Consider the following 23622-nt stretch of genomic DNA (forward strand, 5'->3'; position numbering starts at 1 on the left):
GCCTCACTTGCACCGTCGGTGAGTCCGGTTACCCGGACTGCTTTCCAGAGTTGCCTCGCCGCGGCGGTACGTGGGCCTGAGAGATTCCTGGGGAGGATTTGCTCCTACGGCGCCTGCTGAACGTACCGGCAGGACTCTCCCGCCGCGGATCCAAGGCACGCATCACTTGAGGGTGACACGCTTCACACCATACCGGTTACTTGAAGGTTCACGCAAGCCGGTGCTGGTCACCGGTTCACCAGGCATCGCCCGGTACGATGACCTCGCCTGTCGCGGTGCCATCCCGGTTAAGCATCCAGCCTACCCGCTTGCGGACGTTGGCGATCACGACGCTTTCAACCAGCTCGAGGTCGGGGATGCGCTCTGCCGCAGTCTGTTCGACTGCCATGATGTCGGCGGCCGTGCGCAGCCACATCATGAACATGAAGTTCGTCGCACCGGTGGTGGAGGCGCACAGGCGTAAGGCGCCGAAGGATCCCAGTTGCGCCGCGGCGTCGTCGTGCCGGCTGGCCGGAAGGCGCGCGAACCACTGGCAGATGATGGGGTACCCGACCAGCCCGTTGGCCACCTCACAGCGAAAGGACAGGACGCCGGCGTCCAGTATTTTCTGGAGTTGCCGCCGGGCAGTCGCCGGGTGCAGGCCGACTACCTCCGCGATCTCGGCTGCGGTGGCGCGACCGTTGCGGCTCAGCTCCTGAATGATCGGACGGTACTTTGGCGGGAGCGCGCCACGGTGGGGGGCACGAACGCCGGCCGCATGTAGGAGTGTTGTCCGCTGGCCGGGGGTCAGCGTGTCGAGCCGCCAGCTGTACGCGCCATAGTGCAGCTTCGTGCAGAACGATGTCTCGTATCGAGTCAGACCGGGTACCTGGTCCAGTTGCGGGTACACGAATTCGACCAGCCAGGTCGGGGTTGGGGTGATGACTGTCAGCATCATGTCCCGGTTCCGGTAACACTCTTCGATAGTGAAGACATCCGGGATTGCGGCGATGGCGCGCACCGCATCCTCCCGTCGGGCTGGATCACACTGCACGTCGTGGAACGACAGGGACATCTGGTCCGGGCGGCCGACGGGATGTGCCGTAATCCAGGCCGCTCCGGCCGCCACCAGGCGGTCCCACCGTGCGGCAAGGGAGGTGGGATGCCTGCCCAGTGCCTCGCCGACAACTGTCCATGGCAGCCGGGGGCCGATCTGTAGTGCGTTGATGAGCCGCAGGTCCTCTTCATCGAGATCCATGCTTGCCTCCGTGATCGCTTTCTTCAGAAAAATCCTCCGGTTTGTAAATTATCAGGGATTTCGGTTCATGTGGTGCAGCTCACTTCACAATGAATAACAAGTGTTCTACCCGTCAGTGACTTACCCGGAAGGCTCCCCATGACGCCCACCCAGATCGTGGAGAATGGCAGCTCGACGAACATTCTCTCCATCGCCAACATGCCCGTGCTGTGGGCGTGTGCACTCGGCGTATTCGCCGTCATCATTCTTCAATCCATCATCTACATTCGCGCCGCACGGAAGGCGGCTCCCGCAGCGGGGATCAGCGGCGCCGAACTTAAAACGTCGTTCCGCTCCGGCGCTGTTGCAGCGATCGGACCGTCACTCGCCGTCGTGCTCGTCGCGATTGCGCTGCTGGCACTCTTCGGTACGCCGGCCGTCCTTGTGCGGATCGGACTGATCGGATCGGCCGCCTACGAGACCGGTGCCGCCAACATCGCCGCGACGACCATGGATGCCACCCTGGGCGGGGCCACATACACTCAGCAGGTCTTTGCGGTCGCGTTCTTCGCGATGAGCATCGGCGGTGCGATGTGGATGCTCACTACGCTGATTGCAACTCCCCTGCTCAAGCGGGGCGAGCATAAACTTGCGAAGGTCAACCCGCTGATCATGACGGTCGTTCCGGCCGCAGCGTTGCTTGCCGCCTTCATCTCTATCGGAATCGGTGAAATCCCCAAGAGCAGCGCCCACCTCATCACCCTCCTTACAGCGGGAGCGGTCATGGCGGTCTGCCTGTACCTGGCAAAGCGGTTGAACCGGGTCTGGCTGCGCGAGTGGGGGCTGGGCTTCGCCATCGTCGCCGGCCTCGTCGTTGCCTACACCGCCCACAGCGCCGGTCTCGGACCAGTCGCGTGACCGCCCAATTGGCCGGAAGGAACAATCCCATGAGCACAACACTGAGTCCTGAACAGGTCACAGCTGATCTCCAGGAATTCGACCGCACAACCTCCCGGTGGGGGCGGCTGACCATGATCGCCGGACTGCTCATCTCCGTGGCGGGACCGCTCTATCTGGTCCTGTTCGGGAACCTCGGCATAACGGCCACCCAGCTGTGGACCGCCCTCGCCGCCGTCCTTGGCACCTTCTTTGTCATCTGGCTTGTGGAGCCGATCACCTACTTCCCGATCCTGGGCCCTGCCGCGATGTACCAGGCATTCATGATCGGCAACATCTCAAACAAACTCCTGCCCTCGGTGCTCGTTGCGCAGACCAGCATCGGCGCCAAGCCCGGAACGGAGCGCGGCAACTTCGCCGCCATCATGGCCATCTGCGGAGCGGCGGCCGTCCACCTCCTGTCGCTGCTGGTTTTCGTAGGAATCATGGGAACCTGGCTGATCAGCGTGGTTCCGGCCGCGGTAACCGACGTCGCCCGCCTCTATGTCCTGCCGGCGGTCATGGGAGCAGTCATCGTTCAGGCCATCATCTCGATGAAGCAGCTGCGGCCGACGCTGATCGCTTTCGCTGTGGTCCTGGTGGTGCAATTCGTTCTGCTGCCGATGGTGCCGGGACTCGCGATGGTCTCCACAGCGATCTCGGTCATCGCCACGATCATCATCGCCTGGTTTGCTCGTAAGGAGACCCAACCCGTCTCCTGAACACCGTGAGCAGTCGACCGAACGTTCCGCAAGAGAGAGACCACGAGAAATGATCACGACACTGGCAACCCCCCTGCTCACTGACGAGCAGCGCGCCGAAATGCACGATCTGTACCGGCACCTGCATGCCAATCCTGAGCTGTCCATGCAGGAGCACCGGACATCCGCACTGATTCAGGCCGAACTTGAAGAAACAGGGATCGAGAACTTCCGCTGCGGTGGCACCGGTGTAGTGGGAATTCTGCGCAACGGGGACGGTCCCGTGGTCGCCTTTCGCGCGGACATCGACGGGCTGCCCATCCGGGAAGACACCGGCGTGCCCTACGCCAGCACCGCCACCGGCAAGCTCGACGACGGCACCGAAGTCCCCGTCATGCACGGGTGCGGACACGACACCCACGCGGCAACGCTGCTGACGGCAGCAAAACTCCTCGCCGGTTCCAGGGACCGCTGGGCTGGAACCATCGTGCTGATCTTCCAGCCCGGTGAGGAAACGGCGGCCGGAGCGAAAGCCATGGTTGAGGACGGACTCTGGGACAAGGCGCCGAAACCGGAAGTGGTGTACGGGCAGCACGTCATGCCCGGGCTCTCCGGCACCATCCAGTACGCCACCGGGCACACCATGACGCAGGCCGACTCCTGGAAAGTCACGCTCCACGGTCGCCAGTCCCACGGGTCTCAGCCGCAGGACGCCGTCGACCCGATTGTCCTGGGGGCGCACATCATCACGCGGATTCAGACGATCGTCTCCCGTGAGGTGGATCCACGGCGGGCGGCGGTGGTCACGGTCGGAACTTTCCATGGCGGGCTGAAGGAAAACATCATCCCCGCCAGCGCCGAGTTCACGCTCAATGTGCGTACCTTTCACGATGCCGTCCGCATGAAGGTGCTTGACGCCCTGCGGCGGATCATCACGGCGGAAGCGAACGCATCCAACGCCCCGGAGCCGACCATCGAGGAGCTCTACACCTTCCCCAAGAACTACAACGACCCCCAGGCCACCGCTCAGGTGGTGGAGGCGTTACAGCAGGAACTGGGGGAGGAAAACGTCAAAGAGGTTGAGCCGCTGATGGGCTCGGAGGACTTCGGTCTGCTCGCGGAGTCCATCGGCGTCCCCTCCGTCTTCTGGTTCTTTGGCGGCCATACCCAGGAGACCCTGGATACAAATCCCGTCCCGATGAACCATTCACCGTTCTTCGCGCCCGCCATGGAACCTACCCTCTCGACCGGGGTGCAGGCTGCGGTGGCGGCCATCCTATCCAAGGTAGGCGCCTAGGGGCGGCGGCTACACCTGCCGGGCTGCCGTCCCTACCCGGTACCCGCTGCCCTTGTGGTCCTCCGGGAGCCGGTCGCCCTTGCCGAACAGCTTGTTACGGAGCGTTCCGGGAGCGTATTCGGTCTGGTATGCACCGCGCTTCTGCAGTTCCGGCACAACGTACTTCACGATGTCCTCGAACGTTCCGGGAGTGATGGCATAGGCCAAGTTGAACCCGTCGACGTCGGTCTCGTCGACCCAGGCAATAAGCTCGTCGGCGACCTCCGCGCTGGAACCGACCAGGTGGTTTCGAGACGGGTGATGATGGTGATCAGCTGGCTCCGTAGGATCTGGTCTGAGAACCCGACCGATTCCGCCTGGACCTTATTCGTCTCCTCGATACGCCGCGATAGTATTTTGCCGCGCGGCGTGAGGCTGATGCGTATTGAGCGCCTGTCCTTGATGTTGCGGGCCCTGGATACCAATCCTTTGAGTTCGAGCTTCTCCAGGATTTTTCCCATGGTTTGAGCCTGAACATGAACCAGGCAGGCAAGATCCATTTGGCTGATCGGACCACTGTCTGACAGCGCCTTCAGCGTAGTTGCACCTGCTTGGGTGACGTTCAGATCCATCAGACGCAAGTTCTGATGATGCTCGTTGAAACGGGCGGCGGTACTTAACAGGCGACTGGTTGTCCACTGTGCTGTATTCACGTGCACCTACTTAGGCGTGCAACCGGGAAACAATTCATGTCCGTGCTCTTCGAAACACACTAGGGAACCGGAATAGCCCCAGACGGACACTCACTTCAAGCAACCTTACCTTCTGCTGCGACCAAGCGCCGGGACGTCGAGAAAGAGGCCATGCATGGCCTCCTCCGACAGTGCGGCGTGGATATAGCTGCCTGAGCTTTCAGGCAGGCAACGGGAGGTGCGGGTACTCCGGCTCGCGCTGCTGGAACTGCAGCACGTCCTTGTTCTGAATCACGCCGTCGCGGATTTCGATCGCGCGGCTGATGGTCTCGTTTTCCGCCCAGGCCGCGGGACCGGCAATTACGGTTTCCAGGAAAGGCAGCAGGGCCTCGCTGATCTCCCAACTGGCGGAATTCCAGAGGTAGGAAGGGCTGTGATCCACCGCGTAGTAATCGATGTGGTTGCCTACCGTGAACATGGGCTCTGCGAAGGTGGTCGGTTTCGCCCAGCTGAAGCCCATTCCCTCATCGCAGGACACATCCACGATCAGGCTGCCGGGCCGGAAAGCCTCAAGGTCTTCGGTGCGCAGGTAGGTCAACGGCGCGTTGGGGTCCTGCAGCGTGCAGTTGACCACTATGTCGCTCTCGGCCAGGAACGGCGCCAGCGGAACCCGTCCGCGTTCGGTGATGACCTCGCTGAGGAACGGCGCCTCGGTGTTGTGGTCGAACTGAGCAATCCGTACTGAATGGATGGGTGAACCCACGGCGGCCACTCCCCGGTTGGTCAGCACCTGGACGTCGTGGATGCCGTGGGCGTTGAGAGCCGTGACGGCGCCGCGCGCCGTCGCTCCGAAGCCGATGACGACGGCGCTCAGCCTCCGGCCGTAGTCCCCGGTGGAGCCGGTCAGGGCCAGGGAGTGCAGCACGGAGCAGTAGCCGGCCAGTTCGTTGTTCTTGTGGAACACGTGCAGGCCGAACCCACCGTCGCTGGCCCAGTGATTCATCGCCTCGAAGGCGATCAGTGTGAGTTTCTTGTCGATTGCCAACTGGGTTATGGCCCTGTCCTGGACGCAGTGCGGCCATCCCCACAGGACCTGCCCGTCGCGGAGATCAACAAGATCGGCGGGCTGCGGTTTCGGCAGGAGAACGACGTCGGCCTCTGCCAGCAGCTGCGCTCGCGGGGCGATGCGCCCTCCAAGCGCTGCCAGCTGGGAGTCGGAAACGCCGAAACGCTCGCAGTATCCTTCTTCCAGGATCAGGTGCTGCCGAATCCTGGGGGCGATGCGCTGCAGATGCAGCGGGTGCATAGCCAGGCGTCGTTCATCAGGTTTTCGCGTGCTGGAAAGGACGCCGAGGGTGAGTTGGGCCGTCGTCACGGTCACTTCTTTTTGGCACTCGGAGACTTGGCGGTGGCCTTCTCCAGCGAACTGGGCGGTTCTGCCGCAGCCCTCTTGTCGGCGCGTTTTTCCTTGATTGACTTGCTGGATTTCTTGGATGCTGCTTGACGGGGGGACTTGTCAGCCATGATCGCTCCTGTAACGGAACCGAAGGGGGTTCCTGACTTTGAACGTTACAGGTACCGGCCTAATGCCGCCTGGAATGAACTAAATATAGATCCGCATCGTGGAAACAATATTCCGCCAAAAGGGTGTACGCTAGATCACACCGAAACTACGTAACGAACACTCTGGTCACGGACCTTCCACGCGGTCCGGGATTGTCCAGGCGGTTCGGTTGGCGCGTCGGTCCGGTTCGTACGGGAGCGTGAATGATGGACGGAATCAAGGTAACCGTCAACGGCAAAGTCCGGGACTGCAGCGGGACAAACCCCCACACTCGATTACTCGACTGGCTACGGGACGAAGGTCTTACAGGATCCAAGGAAGGCTGCGCTGAAGGGGAATGCGGCGCCTGCGCCGTCCTGGTGGCCCGCCCTGACGGATCCGATCGCAGTCGATGGACCTCGGTCAACGCGTGCCTACCTCCGGCGCTGGCCTTCGACGGCCAGGAAATCATCACCGCCGAGGGGCTAGGAAACGTCTCGGATGCCTGTACTCCTGAGGATCTGCACCCGGTACAGCGTGAAATGGCGGACCGCGGCGGTTCCCAGTGCGGATACTGCACCCCCGGATTCATCTGCTCAATGGCGGCCGAGTACTACCGGCCGGAGCGCAGCGCGGCGGAGAGCGCGAAGGAAACCGGAACCGCCGTCGTCGGTGAAGAGCACGCAACCGACCACGAGTGCGGCCCCAACGGATTCGACCTCCACGCCCTGAGCGGGAACCTGTGCCGCTGCACCGGCTACCGGCCGATCCGCGACGCAGCCTACGCACTCGATACACCGACGGACTCCGACCCGCTGCTGGACCGCCAGAACCGGCCGGCCCCTGAGCCGCGGCACACGCGCGTCAGCGGAGAGGCCGAATTCATCCGCCCGCAGTCGCTCGAGGAAGTGCATCAGACCCTGCGGGACAGCTCGGACGTGAAGCTCGTCGCCGGGGCCACGGACCTCGGCGTGGAAGTCAATCTCCGGCATTCGCGGCCGCCGCTGGTCCTCGCGATCGACCGCCTCGAGGAACTGCGCTCGTTGAAGTTCGACGCCGACTCCATCGAGATCGGCGCCGGCCTGACACTCTCGGAGGTGGAGCGGGCACTCGACGGCAGGATTCCGCTGTTGAGCCACCTGTTCCCGCAGTTCGCCTCACGCCTGATCCGCAACGCCGCGACCTTCGGCGGAAACCTCTCCACAGGCTCACCCATCGGCGACTCCGCGCCGGTTTTCCTGGCGCTCGATGCGAGGGTTGTCCTTTCCTCCACCGACGGTGAGCGGGAGGTGCCGCTGTCGGAGTACTACACCGGCTACCGCCAGAGTGTCCGCAAGCCCCATGAGATGCTCCGGGCCATCCGAATTCCGCTGCCGCTTGCCGAAAGCGCCGCGTTCTACAAGATTGCCAAGCGGCGCTTCGACGACATCTCCAGTGTGTCGGTGGCCATCGCGCTCCAGCTCAGCGACGGCGTCGTAAGCTCCATTCGCATCGGGCTGGGTGGCGTGGCGGCCACCCCGATCCGCGCACTGGCAACTGAAGAGGCGCTGGTTGGCCAGCCGTGGACATCGGACACGGTGGCGGCCGCCGCCGTCGTTATGGCCGGTGAAGGGACGCCGATCGATGACATGCGAGCCAGCTCGCTCTACCGTTCGGCCATGCTGAGACAGGCCTTGCTGAGATTCCATGCCGAGAACGCTCCTGCACTGGAGGTGACCAAGTGAAGTCGCTCGCAGATCGTCCCGTGAACCCGGTGGTCGGTGTTCCCGTATCCCACGAAAGCGCCGCCGCGCACGTAACCGGAACAGCGCTGTATACGGATGACCTCGTGGTCCGGAGCCAGAATGTCCTGCACGCCTGGCCTGTTCAGGCGCCGCATGCGCACGCCCGCGTCGTGAATCTGCGCATCGAGCCCGCGCTCGGGGTTCCGGGCGTGGTGAGGGTACTGACGGCGTCGGACGTTCCGGGAGTCAACGACGCCGGAATCAAGCACGACGAACCGCTCTTCCCCAGCGAAGTGATGTACTACGGCCATGCCGTGTGCTGGGTGCTGGGGGAGTCGCTGGAGGCTGCGCGTCTCGGGGCGGAGGCAGTCGAGGTTGACTACGAGCCGCTCCCGTCGGTGATCACGGTTGAAGAGGCCATCGAAGCCGAGAGCTTCCAGGGGAACCGGCCGACAGTCGCGCGCGGCGAGCCGGACCCGGCTCTAGAGAACTCAGCCCACCGGTTCCAGGGCGAGTTCGAGTTCAGCGGACAGGAACACTTCTACCTCGAAACCCACGCCTCGTTCGCGTACATTGACGAGGCCGGGCAGGTGTTCATCCAGTGCAGCACCCAGCACCCCTCGGAGACGCAGGAGATCGTTGCGCACGTGCTGGACCTTTCCAGCCACGATGTCACGGTGCAGTGCCTCCGGATGGGCGGCGGTTTCGGCGGCAAGGAAATGCAGCCGCACGGCTTTGCGGCCATCGCGGCCCTCGGCGCCACCCTCACCGGGCGGCCGGTCCGGCTGCGGCTGAACCGCACGCAGGACATCACGATGTCCGGAAAGCGGCACCCGTTCCACGCGCGCTGGGACGTAGGGTTCGACGACGACGGCCGCCTCCAGGCGCTCAAAGCCACCCTCACCAGCGACGGTGGCTGGAGCCTCGACCTCTCCGAGCCCGTGCTTCAGCGGGCGCTGTGCCACATCGACAACGCCTACTACGTTCCGAACATTGAGGTCCACGGTCGGATCGCGAAGACCAACAAGACGTCCCAAACGGCGTTCCGCGGCTTCGGCGGTCCCCAGGGCATGCTCATCATGGAGGACCTGCTGGGCCGGTGCGCACCTTTGCTGGGACTGGAGCCGAGCGAGCTTCGCCGTCGTAATTTCTATCAGCCGGGTCAAAGCACGCCGTACGGGCAGCCGGTGCGGCACGCGGAAAGGCTTCAGGCCATCTGGCAGTCGCTCGCGGATCGTTCCGACGTTGCGAGGCGCCGCGAGGAAATAGCGGAGTTCAACGCGCAGCACCCTAACACCAAGCGGGCGCTCGGCATGACCCCGGTGAAGTTCGGCATTTCCTTCAACCTCACCGCGTTCAACCAGGCCGGTGCCCTGGTGCACGTCTACAAGGACGGGTCCGTGCTGATCAACCACGGCGGCACCGAGATGGGCCAGGGGCTGCACACCAAGATGCGGCAGGTTGCTGCGACGGCGCTTGGCATTCCGCTGTCACTGGTGCGGCTAGCGCCGACGCGGACGGACAAGGTGCCGAACACGTCGGCGACGGCGGCAAGTTCCGGTGCGGACCTCAACGGCGGCGCCATCAAGAACGCCTGCGAGCAGATCAGCTCCCGGCTGGCGGAGGTCGCTGCCCGGAAGATCAACATCCATCCCGACGACGTCCGTTTCGACGATGGGAAGGTCACCGGCATCGGCTTCCACGATACGGAGCTCACCTTCGCTGAGTTGGCCCGAGACGCGTACTTCCAGCGGGTCTCCCTCTGGGCCGCGGGGTACTACCGGACGGAAGGCCTGCACTGGGACAGCTCCCGCATGCAGGGCGAACCGTTCAAGTACTTCAGCTACGGTGCGGCGCTCAGCGAGGTGGAAGTCGACCGCTTCACAGGTGCCTATCGCCAGGTGCGAACTGACATCGTGCACGACGTCGGCGACAGCCTCTCGCCGATGATCGACGTCGGGCAGATCGAGGGCGGCTTCGTTCAGGGCGCCGGCTGGCTGACGCTGGAGGACCTGCGCTGGGACACCTCCGACGGCGCTAACCGCGGCCGGATCACCACGCAGTCCGCCAGCACCTACAAGCTGCCGAGCTTCTCGGAGATGCCCGAGGAGTTCAACGTCCACCTGTTCGAGCGGGCCACCGAAAGCGGTGTGGTCTACGGGTCGAAGGCCGTGGGTGAACCGCCGCTAATGCTGGCGTTCAGCGTCCGGGAGGCTCTCCGCGAAGCAGTTGCGGCCTTCGGGCCGGGGGACTGCGCCGTGGAACTGGCCAGCCCGGCCACTCCGGAAGCGGTGTTCTGGGCGATCGAGCGGGTCACCGCGCCGTCGTCGTCCTCTTCTTTGGACGTGGACGAGCTCACCTCCGCCACGAGTTCAGTACGTTGACATGGACTGGCTGGAGGCGCTGCAGCACCTGAGGTCCTCGGGCCTGCCGGGTGTGCTGGCGACTGTGTCGGAGGTACGTGGGCATTCACCCCGGGAAGCAGGGGCAAAGATGGTCGTGGGCGCATCTTCCACCTGGGGCACCATTGGCGGCGGCAATCTCGAGGCGACGGTGATCGACCGGGCGCGCGAGATGATGGCCGCTGGCGTCGCGGAGACAGAGAACGCCGAGTTCTCCCTGAACGAGCATGCTGTGACGCAGCACGGCCGGCAATGCTGTGGAGGGAAGGTGCGGGTGTTGCTTGAGCCGTTCCTGTCCCTGCCTGCGGTGGCGGTATTCGGCGTCGGGCATGTGGGGTATGAGCTCGGCAGGATCCTGTCACGGCTGCCCATGAACCTGTACCTGGTGGACAGCAGGGCCGAGCAGTTGCTGCCCGAGCGTCTGGCCGATGTGACCTCCGGGGTGGCGTCGGTGCGCGCGGTGCACACTCCGGTGCCGGACTCCTTCCTGGGTGAACTGCCCGCTGGCGCGCACGTGTTCATCATGAGCCACGATCACTCCGAGGACTTTCTGCTGTGTGATGCAGCACTTCGGCGAGCGGATCTGGGGAGCGTCGGGCTGATCGGTTCGCGGGCAAAATGGTCACGGTTCCGGCAGAAGTTGGGGGCGGAAGGGTACGCCGAGGCCGAGATTGCGCGGATCCAGTGCCCGATCGGGTTGCCGGACGTGACGGGGAAGGCACCGCCGGTTATCGCGGTGAGTGCGGCGGCCGACCTGCTGCGGAGCCTTTCTTCCCCTGCCACGAGCGAACAGACGTTGGAGGGCAATGCGAAATGACTCATGTGCATGTACGCTGTTGCACCGCATCTATAAGGAGGATCAGTACCACATATGGCTACCGACTACGACGCCCCGCGCGTCCGTGAAGAAGATCAGCCCGCAAACGAGTCGCTTGAGGCGCTGAAGGCTGAGCGTAGTTCCGCCGCGAAGACAGCCGTGAACGACGTCGATGAAGCCGACACCGCCGAAGGTTTCGACCTGCCGGGCGCGATGCTCGAAGAGGAACTTCAGATCCACGTGATTCCCGCCCAGGCGGACGAGTTCACCTGCATGTCCTGCTTCCTGGTTCGGCACCGCAGCCAGCTGGCCCGGGAGAAAAACGGCGCGCAGTTCTGCGCCGACTGCGAAAGCTGACAGTAGGGACGGTAAGCGTCATAGCGGATCGAAGCGGATCAGGAGCGCGCCATGCGCATCCAGATCGGCTTGGAGCGCAGCGCTGCCCGGCGCGACGCCGCGTGCGTCGTCGTGCTGCCGGTTAACCGCTGTTGCAGGTAACGGGTCCCCTGTCCAGACGTTGGTCACGCTGCCGCGAAGCTGACCATGCGCTGACAGGGGCAGTCCAATACTGCGCGCATCGAGGGCGAGTGAACGCGGTTCGTCATGGAGGTTGAACGCGGCAGCCCACTGCACGTCGGCGGGACCGTCGGCGGTCCATAAGACGAGTCCGTCCTCCCGGAACACCTCGCGGCTCGCGGTGGCTTCCGCATGCAACGCCAATACGTCCGGCTTGGTGAATAGCGCAATGGTTGCCGGATCCGACGTCGGTAGATCGCCTCCGATCATCAGTGGCGATCGAGCGATCACCCACAGTGAGAGCAGGGAGATGCGTTCGGCCGGCGTGAGTCCGTCGTCCCTGGGTTCTCCCCGTTCTGCCCGGATGCCCAGGCGACCGAGCGGCAACATATCGCCGTCAGGCCACCCGCCGGGCCCGGCGGCGGGAGCCCAGCGCGCGAACCGGGCGAAGTTCCCCTGCACATCGTCCCAGTTGTCCCACAGATCGTCGCAGATACGCCACATCGTGGCATGTTGGCGGAGATGATCCAGGTGTGAGAGGGACAGGTCGCGGCCGGGCGAAAGACTCAGCTCGATTGCGCGCCCCGTCCGAGCGATCGCCCGGCTATAAGCTTCGATATCCGCGCTCTGGTATGGCCACAGCATGTCATCGGCCTTGATGAAGTCGACGCCCCAATCGGCATAAAGCTCAAGAGTCGAGTCATAGTAGGCCTGCGCTGCGGGGTGCGAGAGATCGAGCCCGAACATGTCCGGGTTCCACTCGCAGACATTCGCCGGATCGGCTATCTCGGCGGCGGAGACGCTGGTCCCGAGCACCGGTGTTCCGAGCTCAACTGCTCGACGAGGTATGCCTCGCATGGTGTGGATGCCGAACCGCAGTCCGAGGGCGTGCAGCTTATCGGCCAACGGGCCAAAGCCCGCGCCCCCGGAAGAGCTGGGAAACCGGACAGGATCCGGGATGAGCCGACCGTAGTCATCGACGAACAGCGAAGCCCCCGGGTTGTAGCCGTGCGAACGAGCATCAGGGTCCGACCAGTCGATGTCAACGACCACGGTGTCCCACCCATAAGGGAGGAGGAAGTCCGCCATGAATTGTGCGTTCGACAGCACCTCTGCTTCAGCGACGGTAGTTCCGTAACAGTCCCAGCTGTTCCAGCCCATAGGTGGACGTCTGGACGGTGTTCGCGCCATGAAAGATCTCCCCGGTTAGCATCGCGACGTGCATCTTGAAGCGCCCGCTGAGATTTCAGGCGCCAATCGATAGCGTAAGTGCCACGCGGTCGCCGCACCCTCCGGCACCGTCACAAAGCGGAGCGGTGCCGGAGGGGAGTGTGGAAGGCCGCGGTCAGCCGCCCATCCACAGCGTGATCGGTCCGCGGGCGAAGTAGACGAGGAACCCGGCGGCCACCACCCACAGGAGGGGGTGGATCTTCCGCGCTTTCCCGGACGACGCGCGGATGATGACCCAGCTGATGAACCCGGCACCGATGCCGTTCGCGATCGAGTACGTCAGCGGCATGGTCACGATGGTCAGAAACGCGGGGAGCGCGATCGAGAAGTTACGGAAGTCGATCTCGCGGATCTGCGCCACCATCATGGCACCGACGACGACGAGGGCTGCCGCCGCTACCTCCAGCGGAACCACCGCGGTCAGCGGCGTGAAGAACATGGCCGCCAGGAAGAGCGCGCCGGTCACCACTGATGCGAGACCCGTCCGCGCACCCTCACCGATGCCCGCCGCCGAGTCAATGAACACGGTGTTGGAGGACGCCGACGACCCACCGCCTGCAACCGCCCCGACACCCTCGATCACCAGTGCCGACTTCAGGCGGGGGAAGTTACCGCGCTTGTCGGTCAGCCTGGCCTGCTTTGCGAGGCCGGTCATTGTGCCCATGGCGTCGAAGAAGTTGGTGAAGACCAGGGTGAACACCAACATGGTGGCGGCAAGGACGCCGATGCGTTCGAATGCCCCGAAGAGGTCGAACGCCCCCACCAGGCTGAAGTCCGGCAGCGAGACGATGTTCGAGGGAATGACCGGCGCGTTGAGGTGCCAGCCGGTGGGATTGTCCGGTCCGCCCGCGCCGAGCCGCAGCGACATTTCGACGATGATCGCGATCACGGTGGTGACGACGATACCGATGAGCAGCCCGCCCTGAACCTTCCGGGCGATCAGGATCCCCATGGTGATGAGGCCGATGATGAAGACCACGGTCGGCACGGTGGTGATGGAGCCGCCGTCGCCCATTTGCACCGGCGGACCGCCCGGCGTGCGGGTAACGAAGCCTGAGTCCACGAAGCCGATGAAGGCGATGAACAGGCCGATTCCCACCGTGATCGCAGCCTTGAGTTGCCGTGGAACCGCGTTGAAGATTGCGGATCGGAGGCCGGTGACTGCCAGGAGCACGATCAGCAGGCCGTTGATGACGACCAACCCCATCGCTTCGGCCCAGGTGACGTCGCCGACCACAGACACGGCGAGGAACGAGTTAATCCCCAGTCCGGCAGCAATGCCGAACGGAAGGTTCGCAACAACACCGAAGAGGATCGTCATGACGCCGGCAGTCAGCCCGGTCACGGCGGCAATCTGGGTGGCCTGAAGCCAGCCTCCCTCGACGTCGAGTGCGGCGGCGTCGGGACTGAATCCGCCGAGGATCAGCGGGTTGAGAATGACGATATAGGCCATCGTGAAGAACGTGACGAAGCCGCCGCGTACCTCGCGGCTCTTCGTCGAGCCGCGTTCGGTGATTTTGAAGTATCGGTCGAGCGGGGTCAGCGCCGCCGGGCGGACGGGTTGGCGGGTTGAACCCCGGCCGGAGGGCTCGGGGTGGCCGCCGGTCTCGGTGAGAATAGCCATGGCGTGCTCCTAGTAATCCACGCGCGCGGCGAGAGTGCTCCACGCTTCGAAGGGGGCCGTGGCGGTTACTTGCGCCGACGGAGTCAGTTTGTGATGCCGCACCGGCATCGACCGGTCCTCCACAGGCGTGGCGAAGTAGTCATAGAACACCGCGTCGTCGAAACCGGCTTTGGCTGCGTCGGTCCGGTCGGCTGCGAAGACGACGGCGTCCACCCGGGCCCAGAGGGCGGCCGATAGGCAGAGTGGGCACGGTTCGCAGCTGGTGTAGAGGGTACTGCCGGACAGATCGAAGGTTTCGAGGGCCGCGCAGGCGTTGCGGATGGCCATTACCTCGGCGTGCGCCGTCGGATCATTGTTGGCGGTGACCCGGTTGACTCCTTCGAATGCCTTGCCGTCGAGTGTCACGATGAGCGCGCCGAACGGCCCACCGGAGTTGGAAACGTTGTCAGTTGCCAGGGAAATGGCTCTGGAGAGGAACTGCTCTTCTTTGGTGGTGGTAGTCACGGTGATACTCCCGAAACGTGGGGCAGCAATCACTCGAGTCCACGGGCGCCAACGAGGTAGCGGTGTCATGCGACCAGACTGCTGCGGTATGGGGATTTGCAGGTCCACCTGGTAGATAGCTCCGGTTCGCGGAGCCCGCCGTTGGCTTCGTTAAATGACGTTAGCAGGGCTTTGTGACGTGCACCATAGTTTTCGCGAAATTTCTTTCTCACCTTGTGGAATTTCCCGCATCTCAGCTCGGGAGGAGGCAGTCACATTCCGACACGACATGCCGAACGCCGCCGAGGCTCCCGGAATTAGGAGCATGCGCTGTCAAAATTCTTATGGAAGCACAGCTACTTGGAGGTCCACACATGAGTGCTCAAGACAACACTGCCGGTCGACTGAAGGCCATCGTTCAGATCCTGGCTGAAAAGCGCGGAGAATCTGTGAAAGGCGCCGACGTGCTGGCAGAAGCGGTGAGCCGCGTCCCGCTCAGCGAGTGGGAGAGCGAAGTCCTCAGTGGCGGCGTCGCCCGCGGCGTCAAGCGCCTGTCGGCAGCCACGGCATCGCTCGTGAAGTCGGGCCTGATCGTCAAGGGCCGCACCGGCTGGACCGTCACCGAGGAAGGCTCGCGTTACGCTGCTGCGCCCAACGGTGTTGCCCTCGCCGGAAACTTCGGCCACCGCCTGGGTGCCGAGGACTGGGCGCCGGCAGCCGAGCAGGTCCAGATGGCCTACAGCCCCGTCTCGCAGCGCTGGGAACTGACCGCGCAGCTGCCTGCGGGCAACTACGAGTACAAGGTCGCCATCGACCACTCCTGGGAAGAGAACTACGGCGCGTTCGGCGAGCGGGACGGCGCCAACCATGTATTCCAGCACGACGGCGGTGTGGTCACCTTCCGGTACGACCACCGCTCGAAGGGCGTCGACGTGACCGTACTGGACGGCGCCCTGGTCTAGGGATTTTCACGCCCCAGTTCGTCCCAGTGGCCTGAGTTGTCGGCGGCGTCTTCCGGCTTGTCCCCGGGTTCGTCGCCGCCAACGTAGGCCGGTGGGACGGCGCCGGCCTCGTGCGTACCCTGCTCCTCCCGGATGTTTGCCGCCGCGTGCCCGGCATGCGGAGCTGGTTCGACGACCGCCTCGCGGGGATCTTCATGGTGCGTGTGCGTGCTCTCAGCGGCGTTGTCAGTCATGGGTGCGATCCTTTCATCAATGAGGCAGGCCGCGCTAGCGTAGTCCAGCGTCCCTGCCTCACATCCGAAAAGGAAGAGCTGTCATGTCTGTGTTGCCTACGGCCGAGTTGCACCTGCATATTGAAGGGACGCTGGAGCCGGATCTGATCTTCGCGCTCGCCGAGCGCAACAGCATTAAGCTGCCCTACGCCGACGTTGAAGACCTGCGCCGTCAGTACCAGTTCGCCGATCTGCAGGCTTTTCTGAACCTGTACTACGACAACATGGCCGTCCTGCAGACGGAGCAGGACTTCGCGGATATGACCCGCGCCTACCTTTCACGCGCCGCGGCGGCGGGTGTCCGGCACGCCGAGATCATGATGGACCCGCAGGCACACCTCTCTCGCGGGATCTCACTCGCCACCTGTGTGAACGGGGTTGCATCCGCGCTGAAGGGCAGCGAGGACGAGTTCGGCATCAGCACCGAACTGATTGCCGCGTTCCTGCGTGATGAACCAGCCGAGGAGGCGCTGGCAGTACTCGAGCAACTGCTGGCGGAGAATGCTCCGATCATCGGCATCGGCCTGGATTCGGCGGAAGTAGGCCATCCGCCGCGCGACTTCGTAGCCCTATACGAGCGGGCCCACGAGGCAGGTCTGAAGTGCATTGCCCATGCGGGGGAGGAGGGGCCGCCGGAGTACGTCCGGGAGGCACTCGATCTGCTGAAGGTGTCGCGGATTGATCACGGCATCCGGTGCATGGAGGACGAGGAATTGGTGGAACGGCTGGTGACCGAGCAGACGCCGCTCACTGTCTGTCCGCTGTCGAACGTGCGTCTGCGAGCTGTCGATACGCTCGCCGATCATCCGCTGCCCCGCATGATGGAACGCGGCCTGAACGTGTGCGTTAACTCAGATGATCCCGCGTATTTCGGCGGTTATGTGGATGACAATTTCGCCCAACTTCAGGCCGTCTTCGATTTCACTGATGATCAGCTGGCGCAGCTCGCCACGAACTCGGTGCGCTCCGCCTTCATCACGGACATGCGCCGCAGGGAGCTTCTTGCCGAGATCGAGGTCTGGCGGGCCGAAAGGCAGTAGTGCCCCGCGATGACGGGAGCCTTACGCGAGCACGTCCTTGGTGCTGAAGCGACCGTAGGCGAGGGCACCGAACACCACAATGTAGCCCGCCTGAAGCAGGGCGTTCGCTGCAAACGAGTCCCACACAATCGGGTCGCGCAGGAGGTCCGCGAAGCCCAGCCAGTACTGGGTGAGCAGCCACGGGTGGATCCACTCCAGCTGCGGAAGCTGCCCGATTACCTGACTCACTACTGAGGCCACCACGGTCGCAGCCATCGCTCCCACGGGGACGTCGGTGAGCGTGGACATGAACAGCCCGACGGCGCACAACCCCAACAGGGACAGCGTCACGTAGAGGCACACCAGGGCAATGCGCAGCAGCGCTTCGGGTACCTCGATGCTCGTGCCTGACAGCAGGGTCACCGGCCCCACCGGGAACAGCAGCGCACCCATGAGTGTGCCCACCACCGCTACGGTGAAGGTGGCCGCCAGGCAGAAGACGACGGCGCCCACATACTTCACGATCAGCAGCCGCCCCCGCGCCACCGGAGACATGAGCAGGTACCGCAGCGTACCGGTGCTCGCCTCCCCGGCGACGGTGTCGCCCGCGACGACACCGACCGTCAACGGCAGGAAAAGCGGGATGGCGACGATGGTCGCGACGACCGCGACGAACAGTCCGTTCTGGCTGACCTGGTCGAGGAACGCCGGGCCACGCCCCCGCGACGGCCCGGAGGAAAGCCTCACGGCAATGGCAATGAGCACCGGTATCGCGGCGAGTGCGGCCAGCAGCGCCCACGTACGGCGGCGCCGGAAAAGCACGGACAGTTCGGACGCGAGGAAACGCCATCCGAAAGACCTACCCCGCGTTGACACGGTCCTTGCACTGATAGCCGCTGTGTCACTGGACAACGTCGAACCCCTCCCCGGTGAGCGCAACGAAAAGATCCTCTAAGCCTGCCTGATCCACGGTGAAGCCGTTCACCCGGACGTCCGCCTCGACGAGGGCCCGCACCACGCGGTCCGGCGGCAGGCCAGCGGGGAGCAGCGCGGTGACGCTGTGCGCGCCGGTGAGGGCGCCGTCGTCGTCGGGTGTGGTTCCGAGGCGCCGCAGGACGGCGTGGGTCTCCGGAACATCAGGGGTGACCACGCGGACACGGGGTTCGCCGGAGCGGCGCAGTTCCTCCAGGCTGCCCTGCGCTACCAGGGAGCCGGCGCTGAGCACCGCGGCGTGTGAGCAGATCTGCTCCACCTCCGTGAGCAAGTGGCTCGAGACAAACACCGTGGTGCCCTCCTCCGTCAGGGAACGGACGAGATGCCGGACCTCGCGGGTTCCCTGCGGGTCAAGGCCGTTGGTGGGTTCGTCGAGGACAATCAGGTCCCGGTGCGTGAGGAGCGCGTTCGCGATCCCGAGGCGCTGCTTCATGCCGAGCGAATACCGGCCCACCGCCTTGTTCGCGGCCTGCGAGAGCCCGACCCGGTCGAGTGCCGTTTCGACGCGCTGCCGACGGGTGGAGGGGGAGACGTAGCGGTCGGCGGCGTCGAGGCGGAGCAGGTTCGCGGTGCCGGAGAGGAACGGATAGAAACCCGGACCTTCCACGAGCGCTCCGACGCGGGGGAGGACCTCCTGGAGTGCGCGTGGGATGGACTCACCGAGCACCCGGACATCCCCGGTGGTGGCGGACGCCAGGCCGAGGAGTATTCGGATGGTGGTGGTTTTCCCGGACCCGTTGGGACCGAGGAAGCCGAAGACCGAACCCCGCGGCACCGCGAGGTCAATCCCGTTGACCACATTCCGTCCGCCCAACCGCTTGGTCAGGCCTGCTGTCTCGATGACGAGGTCGGCGCCCCCGCTCACGCTTGCGCGGCTACTGCCTGCAGGCGTTCAACGGTGACTGAACCGGCGAGGATGCGGCCGTCGTCGGTGATCAGCACGTTCACCAGTGCAGTGGAGAGAAGCTGTCCGCCGTTGACCGGTGTGCTGAGCTGCATCAGTTCTTCCGGGATCTCCTGCTGCCCGGCGGGAACAATGACGACGGAGTCCCAACCTTCGCCGACGACGGTCGGCTTATCTGCCGCTGCAGCATCCATGTCGGCGTGATCATGCATGTGGCCGTGCTTGTGCCCGTCCCAGCGCCCGTGTCCGTGCTTGTGGTCGTCGTGCTCGACCTCGGTGACGGTGGCACCGTCCGGCGGGGTGAACGCGAATACGTCCGCGGCGGGTTCCTCGTAGCTGATCCTGGTGAAGGTGGAGCTGAACGCCGGGGCACCGTTGCCGGCGGTTGCCACCGTAACGCCCAGCGGGAGGCCGGTTTCCCCGTCGACAGCGATGCTCACCGAACCCACGAGCGTTTCCGTTGAGCGCGGGGTCAGAACCAGATCGTAGACCGGGCGCCCGGCGACCATGCGGTCGGACCCGACGGTGACCTCGGTGGACGGTTCGATCTTCGCGAGGAAATGCGCGGCGACGTCGTTGGGTGCGTGGGTTCCGCCGTGGGGCTTTTCATGGCCCTCAAGGGTGGCGTGGATGGCTTCGTTCTCATCCGAGTTGTAGTACCAGAGGTCATCGCCGTTGCGGATAACGTTGCGTTCCTCGAGCCGGTCGAGCACCTGCAGGCGTGCCTGTTCCGGTCCGTTGACGAATACCTGGGCGGTGTGGGAGCCGGTCAGAAGTTCGACGGCGGCGCTCGCCGGTGAGGTTTCGCCGTCGTCGTTGTTGCGTCCGCCTCCGCCTGTCGCCTCAAGGGTGGAGAGGTCAGGAAGGCCGAGGTTGGAGCTCTGCTCCACGGTGCCGGAGAACGCGTCCGCGTTCTTCTCCTGGATGAGCGCGAGGACTTCCTCGGCAGTCTTGTCAGGAAGGTCAACCGCTGCGTTGGCGCTGAACGGAGCCACGAGCGCCGCTGCGCCTACCGCTCCGGCGGCGACGGCTGCCGGAGTCCACTGACGCCATGATTTTCGCCCTGTACGAGTCATCACAAACTTCCTCGTTCTGGTGGTGTACGGAACGGATCCTTCGCGCCACGCTACACCCGCAACCTGAGAATTGGGTTGGAATTTGGGCCCGAATAGCCCACCAGTAGTGCACCCGGCAACTCCCGAAGTCGAGCGCTTACATCAGGACTACCCATGACTGGCAGGTCCCGATTCCTTCCTAACCTCCCGACAACTTCTCAGGTAGAGGGAATGCGGAAGATCGGCAGCGTCACGCTAACCATTGGTCCGATAAGCAGGGCGAAGGCCACTGTGCCGAGGCCCACCGGGCCGCCGAGTATCCAACCGAGTAGCAGGACACTGCCCTCGATGGCCGTGCGGACGAGCCAGATGGGCAAACTGAGGCGTTGGTGAAGTCCGGTCATCAGTCCGTCGCGTGGGCCCGGGCCGAGCCGCGCGCCGATGTAGAGTCCGCTGGCGACGGCGAGGAGGACGAGGCCGCCTGAAAACAGCAGAATCCGCGCCCCTAAGGGGTCAGGCGCTGAGAGGATCGCGAGGCCTACTTCCGCGCTGGGGCCCACGAGAAGAACATTGAGGACCGTCCCGATGCCGGGCTTCTGCCGCAGCGGGATCCAGAACAACAGCACGATCATCCCAATGATGTTGGTCATGAAGCCGAAGGGGATACCCGTCTGGAGCGATGATCCCTGCCCGAGGACGTCCCACGGTGAAACGCCGAGGGTTGCCCTGATCATCATGGAGAGTGAGAAGCCGTAGAGGAATAGACCGGTCAGGAGTTGCGTGCCGCGCCGGACACCGAGAAGGGTCATACGACTAGTGCAACCAACAATTGGCCCGGTATCAAGATGCCAATTGTGAGATCATGGCCCCATGATGGTTCTCTCAGCGCGCCGACTTGTCGCTGACCTCGGTGCCTGGCGAGCGAATGGTCCCGCCTATGTTGCGCTCGCCAACCGGATTCGCCTGCTCATTCTCGATGGGCGGATTCCCCTCGGCACAAGGCTGGCCGCCGAACGCGAACTCGCCGCCGAGCTCGGCACCAGCCGGACCACCGTAGCGGCGGCCTACGCGCGCCTCCGCGCGGCCGGTTACCTCGAAAGCACGCGTGGCTCGGGCAGCGTTGTCACTATGCCCGGGCGCGGCGCAATCCCCGAGGACGATGACGGACCCGCCACTATTGCCCTCGACTTCAGCAAGGCAGCCCTTCCTGCTGCCCCGCAGGTCGGGGAAGCTGCAGCACGGGCCGCAGGCGAGCTCGTTGCCTACTTCAGTGGCAATGGCTATGACCCGCTTGGACTGCCTCGGCTCCGGCGCGCCCTCGCCGATCGGTACACCTCGCGAGGTGTACCGACCGAGCCCGGGCAAATTATGGTCACTTTAGGGGCCCAGCATGCCATTTCCCTCGTGGCGAGAACTTTCCTGAGCCGCAGGGACACGGTATTGGTGGAGGCCCCAAGTTATCCGCACGCCTACGAGGCTCTGAAGTCCGCGGGTCGCCGGCTGGTCCCGGTCGCTGTGGATCCTCGGCAGGGCTGGGACGACGACGGCCTGGAGCAGGCATTCCACCGAGCCCGACCGGCTCTCGCCTACGTCATGCCCGACTTCCACAACCCGACAGGAGCCGTTATGCCGGGACACCAGCGTGAGCGTCTCATGGTGATGGCTGCTCGATACGGCTCGATGGTGGTGGCGGATGAAACCATGGCCGAACTACGGATTGACGGTGTGGCAGGAACCCCGCTGGCCGCTTACGGGCCTGCAGTCCTCATCGGTTCCATGGGTAAGACTGTGTGGGGAGGGATACGGATCGGTTGGATCCGCGCGGGGTCGGATCTGATCCAACGGCTTGAGCAAGCTCGCTACGCACATGATCTCGGCACCCCTATTCTGGAGCAGCTCATCGCCCTTGAAATGCTCGGCAATTACGACGAACTTCTACGATTCCGGGAGGTACAGCTTGCCGAGGGACGCCGCCGCCTTGAGGGTATGCTGCGGGAACGGCTGCCGCAGTGGGACGTGCCGCACGTCTCAGGAGGACTCACGACTTGGGTCAATATTGGACAACCGGTCAGCTCGCAGCTCGCCCTGGCAGCCCGTGACCGCGGCCTCCTGCTGGGTGCCGGCCCCCGGTTCGGCATAGGCGGCGTCTTCGAGCGCTTCCTGCGTCTCCCTTTCAGCTACCCGGAGGAGGAAACGCGCCGGGCGGTGAATATCCTCACGGAATCGTGGCGCTTGGTAGAACCAGACCGGAGGGTGAGCACAGATTTCGAACCGGCCCTCGTCTAGCCGGTCTATTCCCTTCCGGGCGGGCCACTCGTCTCGAATTGGCCCGCGAGAAGCAGGCCGATGCGGCCGTAGGATCTCCAATCATGGAGATCCTCACGTACCGCGCCTTCACCACGTCGGACTCGAATCCGCGTTCGGGCAACCCTGCCGGGGTCGTCGTCGACGCCGAAGCGCTCTCCCGGGCCGACATGCTGAGAATCGCGGCCGAACTTGGGTTCAGCGAAACTGCGTTTCTCACCGCGGTTACGTCTACATCAGCGAACATCCGTTACTTCACGCCTCGCGACGAGATCGCCTTTTGCGGACACGCGACCATCGCCTCAGGAGTCGCGCTTGCTCGGCGAGGCGCCGGACCCGCCGTGGCCCTCAAAACGAACGTTGGAGAGGTGCTCGTGAGGGTCTCGTCTGACTCCGCGACCCTCACTGCAGTTGACACAGTCGTCGACCCGCTAAGCGACGAGCTGTTGAACCAGTTGCTCGCCGCCCTCCGCCTCTCGAGTGACGACCTCGACCCCGCTTTACCAGCGGTGTTCGTGCGCGGAGGGAATCCGCATCCAATCGTCTTCGTGAAAGAAGGGGTTCTGGCCTTGCTCAACCACGATGACGAGGCGGTTCTGCGCATTCAGGACCGCGAGCGTTGGGACGGCACCATCCCTGTCGTCCACCGAGTCTCAACTGACCGGTTTATCTCCCGCAATCCGTTCCCCCGCGGCGGCATCCGAGAGGACCCTGCCACCGGGTCGGCTGCGGCAGGCCTCGGATTCTGTCTTCGGGCAGGTGGACACTTGGCGTTACCCGCCGTGATCCAAGTTGAACAGGGCGCGGAGGTGGGGCGGCCTTCGTTGATAAACGTCGAGATCCCGCTCGACGGTCGTGTTTGTGTGACGGGCAGCGCGTCAGAGCTGTAGCTACCCCCGCGCCGCCCGCTCAGCGCGAACTGCAGGCCCTCGACCATCGGTCAGAGCGGCGCT

Annotated in this window: 23 protein-coding genes, 1 pseudogene and 1 riboswitch; of the genes and pseudogenes, 11 read left to right on the top strand and 13 right to left on the bottom strand. The window is 64.3% G+C overall.

Features of this window, described 5'->3' with window-relative positions; all coding sequences use genetic code 11:
• Window positions 1-54: 54 nt before the first annotated feature.
• A riboswitch (glycine riboswitch) is annotated at window positions 55-152 on the bottom strand.
• A gap of 83 nt (window positions 153-235) precedes the next feature.
• Entirely contained in the window at window positions 236-1237 is a 1002-nt protein-coding gene (locus AC4D2M_RS14815) for an Lrp/AsnC family transcriptional regulator (RefSeq protein ID WP_490892659.1), read from the bottom strand.
• A 138-nt stretch (window positions 1238-1375) separates the two neighbouring features.
• On the opposite strand from AC4D2M_RS14815, the gene AC4D2M_RS14820 reads away from it, so the two are divergent.
• The 3 genes from AC4D2M_RS14820 to AC4D2M_RS14830 are packed head-to-tail and all read left to right on the top strand — an operon-like array spanning window position 1376 to window position 4150.
• Window positions 1376-2134 carry a DUF5058 family protein gene (locus AC4D2M_RS14820; RefSeq protein ID WP_490892660.1) on the top strand — a complete coding sequence of 253 codons (759 nt, stop codon included), beginning with the start codon at window positions 1376-1378 and terminating at the stop codon, window positions 2132-2134.
• A 29-nt stretch (window positions 2135-2163) separates the two neighbouring features.
• Window positions 2164-2874: a hypothetical protein gene (locus AC4D2M_RS14825; protein ID WP_490892661.1), complete on the top strand. Its 711-nt coding sequence runs from the start codon at window positions 2164-2166 to the stop codon at window positions 2872-2874.
• Window positions 2875-2923: 49 nt separating this feature from the next.
• Window positions 2924-4150, top strand: coding sequence for an amidohydrolase (locus AC4D2M_RS14830; RefSeq protein ID WP_490892662.1), 1227 nt, complete (start codon window positions 2924-2926; stop codon window positions 4148-4150).
• Window positions 4151-4159: 9 nt separating this feature from the next.
• Here AC4D2M_RS14830 and AC4D2M_RS14835 read toward each other — a convergent pair.
• The 4 genes and pseudogenes from AC4D2M_RS14835 to AC4D2M_RS14850 form a co-directional block, all read right to left on the bottom strand.
• A pseudogene (locus tag AC4D2M_RS14835) lies at window positions 4160-4432 on the bottom strand (5,10-methylene tetrahydromethanopterin reductase); the annotation flags it as partial.
• Window positions 4315-4761: a MarR family transcriptional regulator gene (locus AC4D2M_RS14840; protein ID WP_490892778.1), complete on the bottom strand. Its 447-nt coding sequence runs from the start codon at window positions 4759-4761 to the stop codon at window positions 4315-4317. The pseudogene AC4D2M_RS14835 and the gene AC4D2M_RS14840, both read right to left, overlap by 118 nt.
• A gap of 280 nt (window positions 4762-5041) precedes the next feature.
• Window positions 5042-6202, bottom strand: coding sequence for a N(5)-(carboxyethyl)ornithine synthase (locus AC4D2M_RS14845; RefSeq protein WP_490892663.1), 1161 nt, complete (start codon window positions 6200-6202; stop codon window positions 5042-5044).
• Window positions 6199-6345, bottom strand: a complete 147-nt coding sequence (locus tag AC4D2M_RS14850) for a hypothetical protein (RefSeq protein ID WP_490892664.1) — start codon at window positions 6343-6345, stop codon at window positions 6199-6201. Before AC4D2M_RS14850 ends, AC4D2M_RS14845 begins: the two co-directional genes overlap by 4 nt.
• Window positions 6346-6591: 246 nt before the next feature.
• Between AC4D2M_RS14850 and AC4D2M_RS14855 the strand changes: the two genes are divergently transcribed.
• From AC4D2M_RS14855 to AC4D2M_RS14870, 4 genes are read left to right on the top strand one after another with little or no spacing between them, the layout of a single operon-like run.
• A complete protein-coding gene (locus AC4D2M_RS14855; protein WP_490892779.1) occupies window positions 6592-8088 on the top strand; it encodes a xanthine dehydrogenase small subunit in 1497 nt (498 codons plus the stop codon).
• Window positions 8085-10472 carry a xanthine dehydrogenase molybdopterin binding subunit gene (xdhB, locus tag AC4D2M_RS14860; protein ID WP_490892665.1) on the top strand — a complete coding sequence of 796 codons (2388 nt, stop codon included), beginning with the start codon at window positions 8085-8087 and terminating at the stop codon, window positions 10470-10472. Before AC4D2M_RS14855 ends, xdhB begins: the two co-directional genes overlap by 4 nt.
• Window position 10473: 1 nt before the next feature.
• Complete coding sequence (gene xdhC, locus AC4D2M_RS14865) at window positions 10474-11307, top strand: xanthine dehydrogenase accessory protein XdhC (protein ID WP_490892666.1); 834 nt, start codon at window positions 10474-10476, stop codon at window positions 11305-11307.
• Window positions 11308-11361: 54 nt separating this feature from the next.
• On the top strand, window positions 11362-11664 hold the full coding sequence (locus tag AC4D2M_RS14870) for a DUF4193 domain-containing protein (protein ID WP_490892667.1): 303 nt from the start codon (window positions 11362-11364) through the stop codon (window positions 11662-11664).
• Window positions 11665-11682: 18 nt separating this feature from the next.
• Here AC4D2M_RS14870 and AC4D2M_RS14875 read toward each other — a convergent pair whose 3' ends face one another.
• The 3 genes from AC4D2M_RS14875 to AC4D2M_RS14885 all read right to left on the bottom strand — a co-directional run bounded on the left by AC4D2M_RS14875 (window position 11683) and on the right by AC4D2M_RS14885 (window position 15181).
• Window positions 11683-13014 (bottom strand): glycoside hydrolase family 27 protein, encoded by a 1332-nt coding sequence (locus AC4D2M_RS14875; protein WP_490892668.1) that lies wholly within the window; start codon window positions 13012-13014, stop codon window positions 11683-11685.
• A 154-nt stretch (window positions 13015-13168) separates the two neighbouring features.
• Window positions 13169-14677, bottom strand: a complete 1509-nt coding sequence (locus AC4D2M_RS14880) for an NCS2 family permease (RefSeq protein WP_490892669.1) — start codon at window positions 14675-14677, stop codon at window positions 13169-13171.
• Window positions 14678-14686: 9 nt separating this feature from the next.
• Complete coding sequence (locus AC4D2M_RS14885; RefSeq protein ID WP_490892670.1) at window positions 14687-15181, bottom strand: nucleoside deaminase; 495 nt, start codon at window positions 15179-15181, stop codon at window positions 14687-14689.
• Window positions 15182-15534: 353 nt separating this feature from the next.
• On the opposite strand from AC4D2M_RS14885, the gene AC4D2M_RS14890 reads away from it, so the two are divergent.
• A complete protein-coding gene (locus AC4D2M_RS14890; protein ID WP_490892671.1) occupies window positions 15535-16122 on the top strand; it encodes a pullulanase X25 domain-containing protein in 588 nt (195 codons plus the stop codon).
• Here the strand turns inward: AC4D2M_RS14890 and AC4D2M_RS14895 are convergent.
• On the bottom strand, window positions 16119-16355 hold the full coding sequence (locus AC4D2M_RS14895) for a hypothetical protein (protein WP_490892672.1): 237 nt from the start codon (window positions 16353-16355) through the stop codon (window positions 16119-16121). The two genes, AC4D2M_RS14890 and AC4D2M_RS14895, sit on opposite strands and share 4 nt — an antisense overlap.
• Window positions 16356-16438: 83 nt before the next feature.
• Here AC4D2M_RS14895 and AC4D2M_RS14900 point away from each other — a divergent pair, with 83 nt between their 5' ends.
• Window positions 16439-17434 carry an adenosine deaminase gene (locus AC4D2M_RS14900; protein WP_490892673.1) on the top strand — a complete coding sequence of 332 codons (996 nt, stop codon included), beginning with the start codon at window positions 16439-16441 and terminating at the stop codon, window positions 17432-17434.
• A 21-nt stretch (window positions 17435-17455) separates the two neighbouring features.
• Here AC4D2M_RS14900 and AC4D2M_RS14905 read toward each other — a convergent pair whose 3' ends face one another.
• The 4 genes from AC4D2M_RS14905 to yczE form a co-directional block, all read right to left on the bottom strand.
• The gene (locus AC4D2M_RS14905) at window positions 17456-18289 is read right to left on the bottom strand and encodes an ABC transporter permease (protein ID WP_490892674.1); all 834 of its coding nucleotides are present in this window, start codon (window positions 18287-18289) and stop codon (window positions 17456-17458) included.
• Between the two features lie 25 nt (window positions 18290-18314).
• Complete coding sequence (locus AC4D2M_RS14910; protein WP_490892675.1) at window positions 18315-19271, bottom strand: ATP-binding cassette domain-containing protein; 957 nt, start codon at window positions 19269-19271, stop codon at window positions 18315-18317.
• Window positions 19268-20386 (bottom strand): LolA family protein, encoded by a 1119-nt coding sequence (locus tag AC4D2M_RS14915; protein WP_490892676.1) that lies wholly within the window; start codon window positions 20384-20386, stop codon window positions 19268-19270. Before AC4D2M_RS14915 ends, AC4D2M_RS14910 begins: the two co-directional genes overlap by 4 nt.
• A 197-nt stretch (window positions 20387-20583) precedes the next feature.
• Window positions 20584-21174: a membrane protein YczE gene (gene yczE / locus AC4D2M_RS14920; RefSeq protein WP_490892677.1), complete on the bottom strand. Its 591-nt coding sequence runs from the start codon at window positions 21172-21174 to the stop codon at window positions 20584-20586.
• Between the two features lie 61 nt (window positions 21175-21235).
• On the opposite strand from yczE, the gene yczR reads away from it, so the two are divergent.
• Together yczR and AC4D2M_RS14930 are read left to right on the top strand one after the other, a co-directional pair.
• Window positions 21236-22651: a MocR-like transcription factor YczR gene (gene yczR / locus AC4D2M_RS14925; RefSeq protein WP_490892678.1), complete on the top strand. Its 1416-nt coding sequence runs from the start codon at window positions 21236-21238 to the stop codon at window positions 22649-22651.
• An 83-nt stretch (window positions 22652-22734) separates the two neighbouring features.
• Window positions 22735-23559, top strand: coding sequence for a PhzF family phenazine biosynthesis protein (locus tag AC4D2M_RS14930; protein WP_490892679.1), 825 nt, complete (start codon window positions 22735-22737; stop codon window positions 23557-23559).
• Window positions 23560-23622 lie beyond the last annotated feature (63 nt).

It is taken from the genome of Arthrobacter sp. TJ-270 (genome assembly GCF_058269075.1).

Coding starts and splice junctions, on each gene's coding strand:
- AC4D2M_RS14895 (WP_490892672.1), bottom strand. CDS start 16,355: ATGACTGACAACGCCGCTGAGAGCACGCACACGCACCATGAAGATCCC.
- AC4D2M_RS14850 (WP_490892664.1), bottom strand. CDS start 6,345: ATGGCTGACAAGTCCCCCCGTCAAGCAGCATCCAAGAAATCCAGCAAG.
- AC4D2M_RS14870 (WP_490892667.1), top strand. CDS start 11,362: ATGGCTACCGACTACGACGCCCCGCGCGTCCGTGAAGAAGATCAGCCC.
- yczE (WP_490892677.1), bottom strand. CDS start 21,174: ATGACCCTTCTCGGTGTCCGGCGCGGCACGCAACTCCTGACCGGTCTA.
- AC4D2M_RS14815 (WP_490892659.1), bottom strand. CDS start 1,237: ATGGATCTCGATGAAGAGGACCTGCGGCTCATCAACGCACTACAGATC.
- AC4D2M_RS14890 (WP_490892671.1), top strand. CDS start 15,535: ATGAGTGCTCAAGACAACACTGCCGGTCGACTGAAGGCCATCGTTCAG.
- AC4D2M_RS14930 (WP_490892679.1), top strand. CDS start 22,735: ATGGAGATCCTCACGTACCGCGCCTTCACCACGTCGGACTCGAATCCG.
- AC4D2M_RS14915 (WP_490892676.1), bottom strand. CDS start 20,386: ATGACTCGTACAGGGCGAAAATCATGGCGTCAGTGGACTCCGGCAGCC.
- xdhC (WP_490892666.1), top strand. CDS start 10,474: ATGGACTGGCTGGAGGCGCTGCAGCACCTGAGGTCCTCGGGCCTGCCG.
- AC4D2M_RS14825 (WP_490892661.1), top strand. CDS start 2,164: ATGAGCACAACACTGAGTCCTGAACAGGTCACAGCTGATCTCCAGGAA.
- AC4D2M_RS14880 (WP_490892669.1), bottom strand. CDS start 14,677: ATGGCTATTCTCACCGAGACCGGCGGCCACCCCGAGCCCTCCGGCCGG.
- AC4D2M_RS14820 (WP_490892660.1), top strand. CDS start 1,376: ATGACGCCCACCCAGATCGTGGAGAATGGCAGCTCGACGAACATTCTC.
- AC4D2M_RS14840 (WP_490892778.1), bottom strand. CDS start 4,761: ATGGATCTGAACGTCACCCAAGCAGGTGCAACTACGCTGAAGGCGCTG.
- AC4D2M_RS14830 (WP_490892662.1), top strand. CDS start 2,924: ATGATCACGACACTGGCAACCCCCCTGCTCACTGACGAGCAGCGCGCC.
- yczR (WP_490892678.1), top strand. CDS start 21,236: ATGATGGTTCTCTCAGCGCGCCGACTTGTCGCTGACCTCGGTGCCTGG.
- AC4D2M_RS14900 (WP_490892673.1), top strand. CDS start 16,439: ATGTCTGTGTTGCCTACGGCCGAGTTGCACCTGCATATTGAAGGGACG.
- AC4D2M_RS14875 (WP_490892668.1), bottom strand. CDS start 13,014: ATGGCGCGAACACCGTCCAGACGTCCACCTATGGGCTGGAACAGCTGG.
- AC4D2M_RS14855 (WP_490892779.1), top strand. CDS start 6,592: ATGGACGGAATCAAGGTAACCGTCAACGGCAAAGTCCGGGACTGCAGC.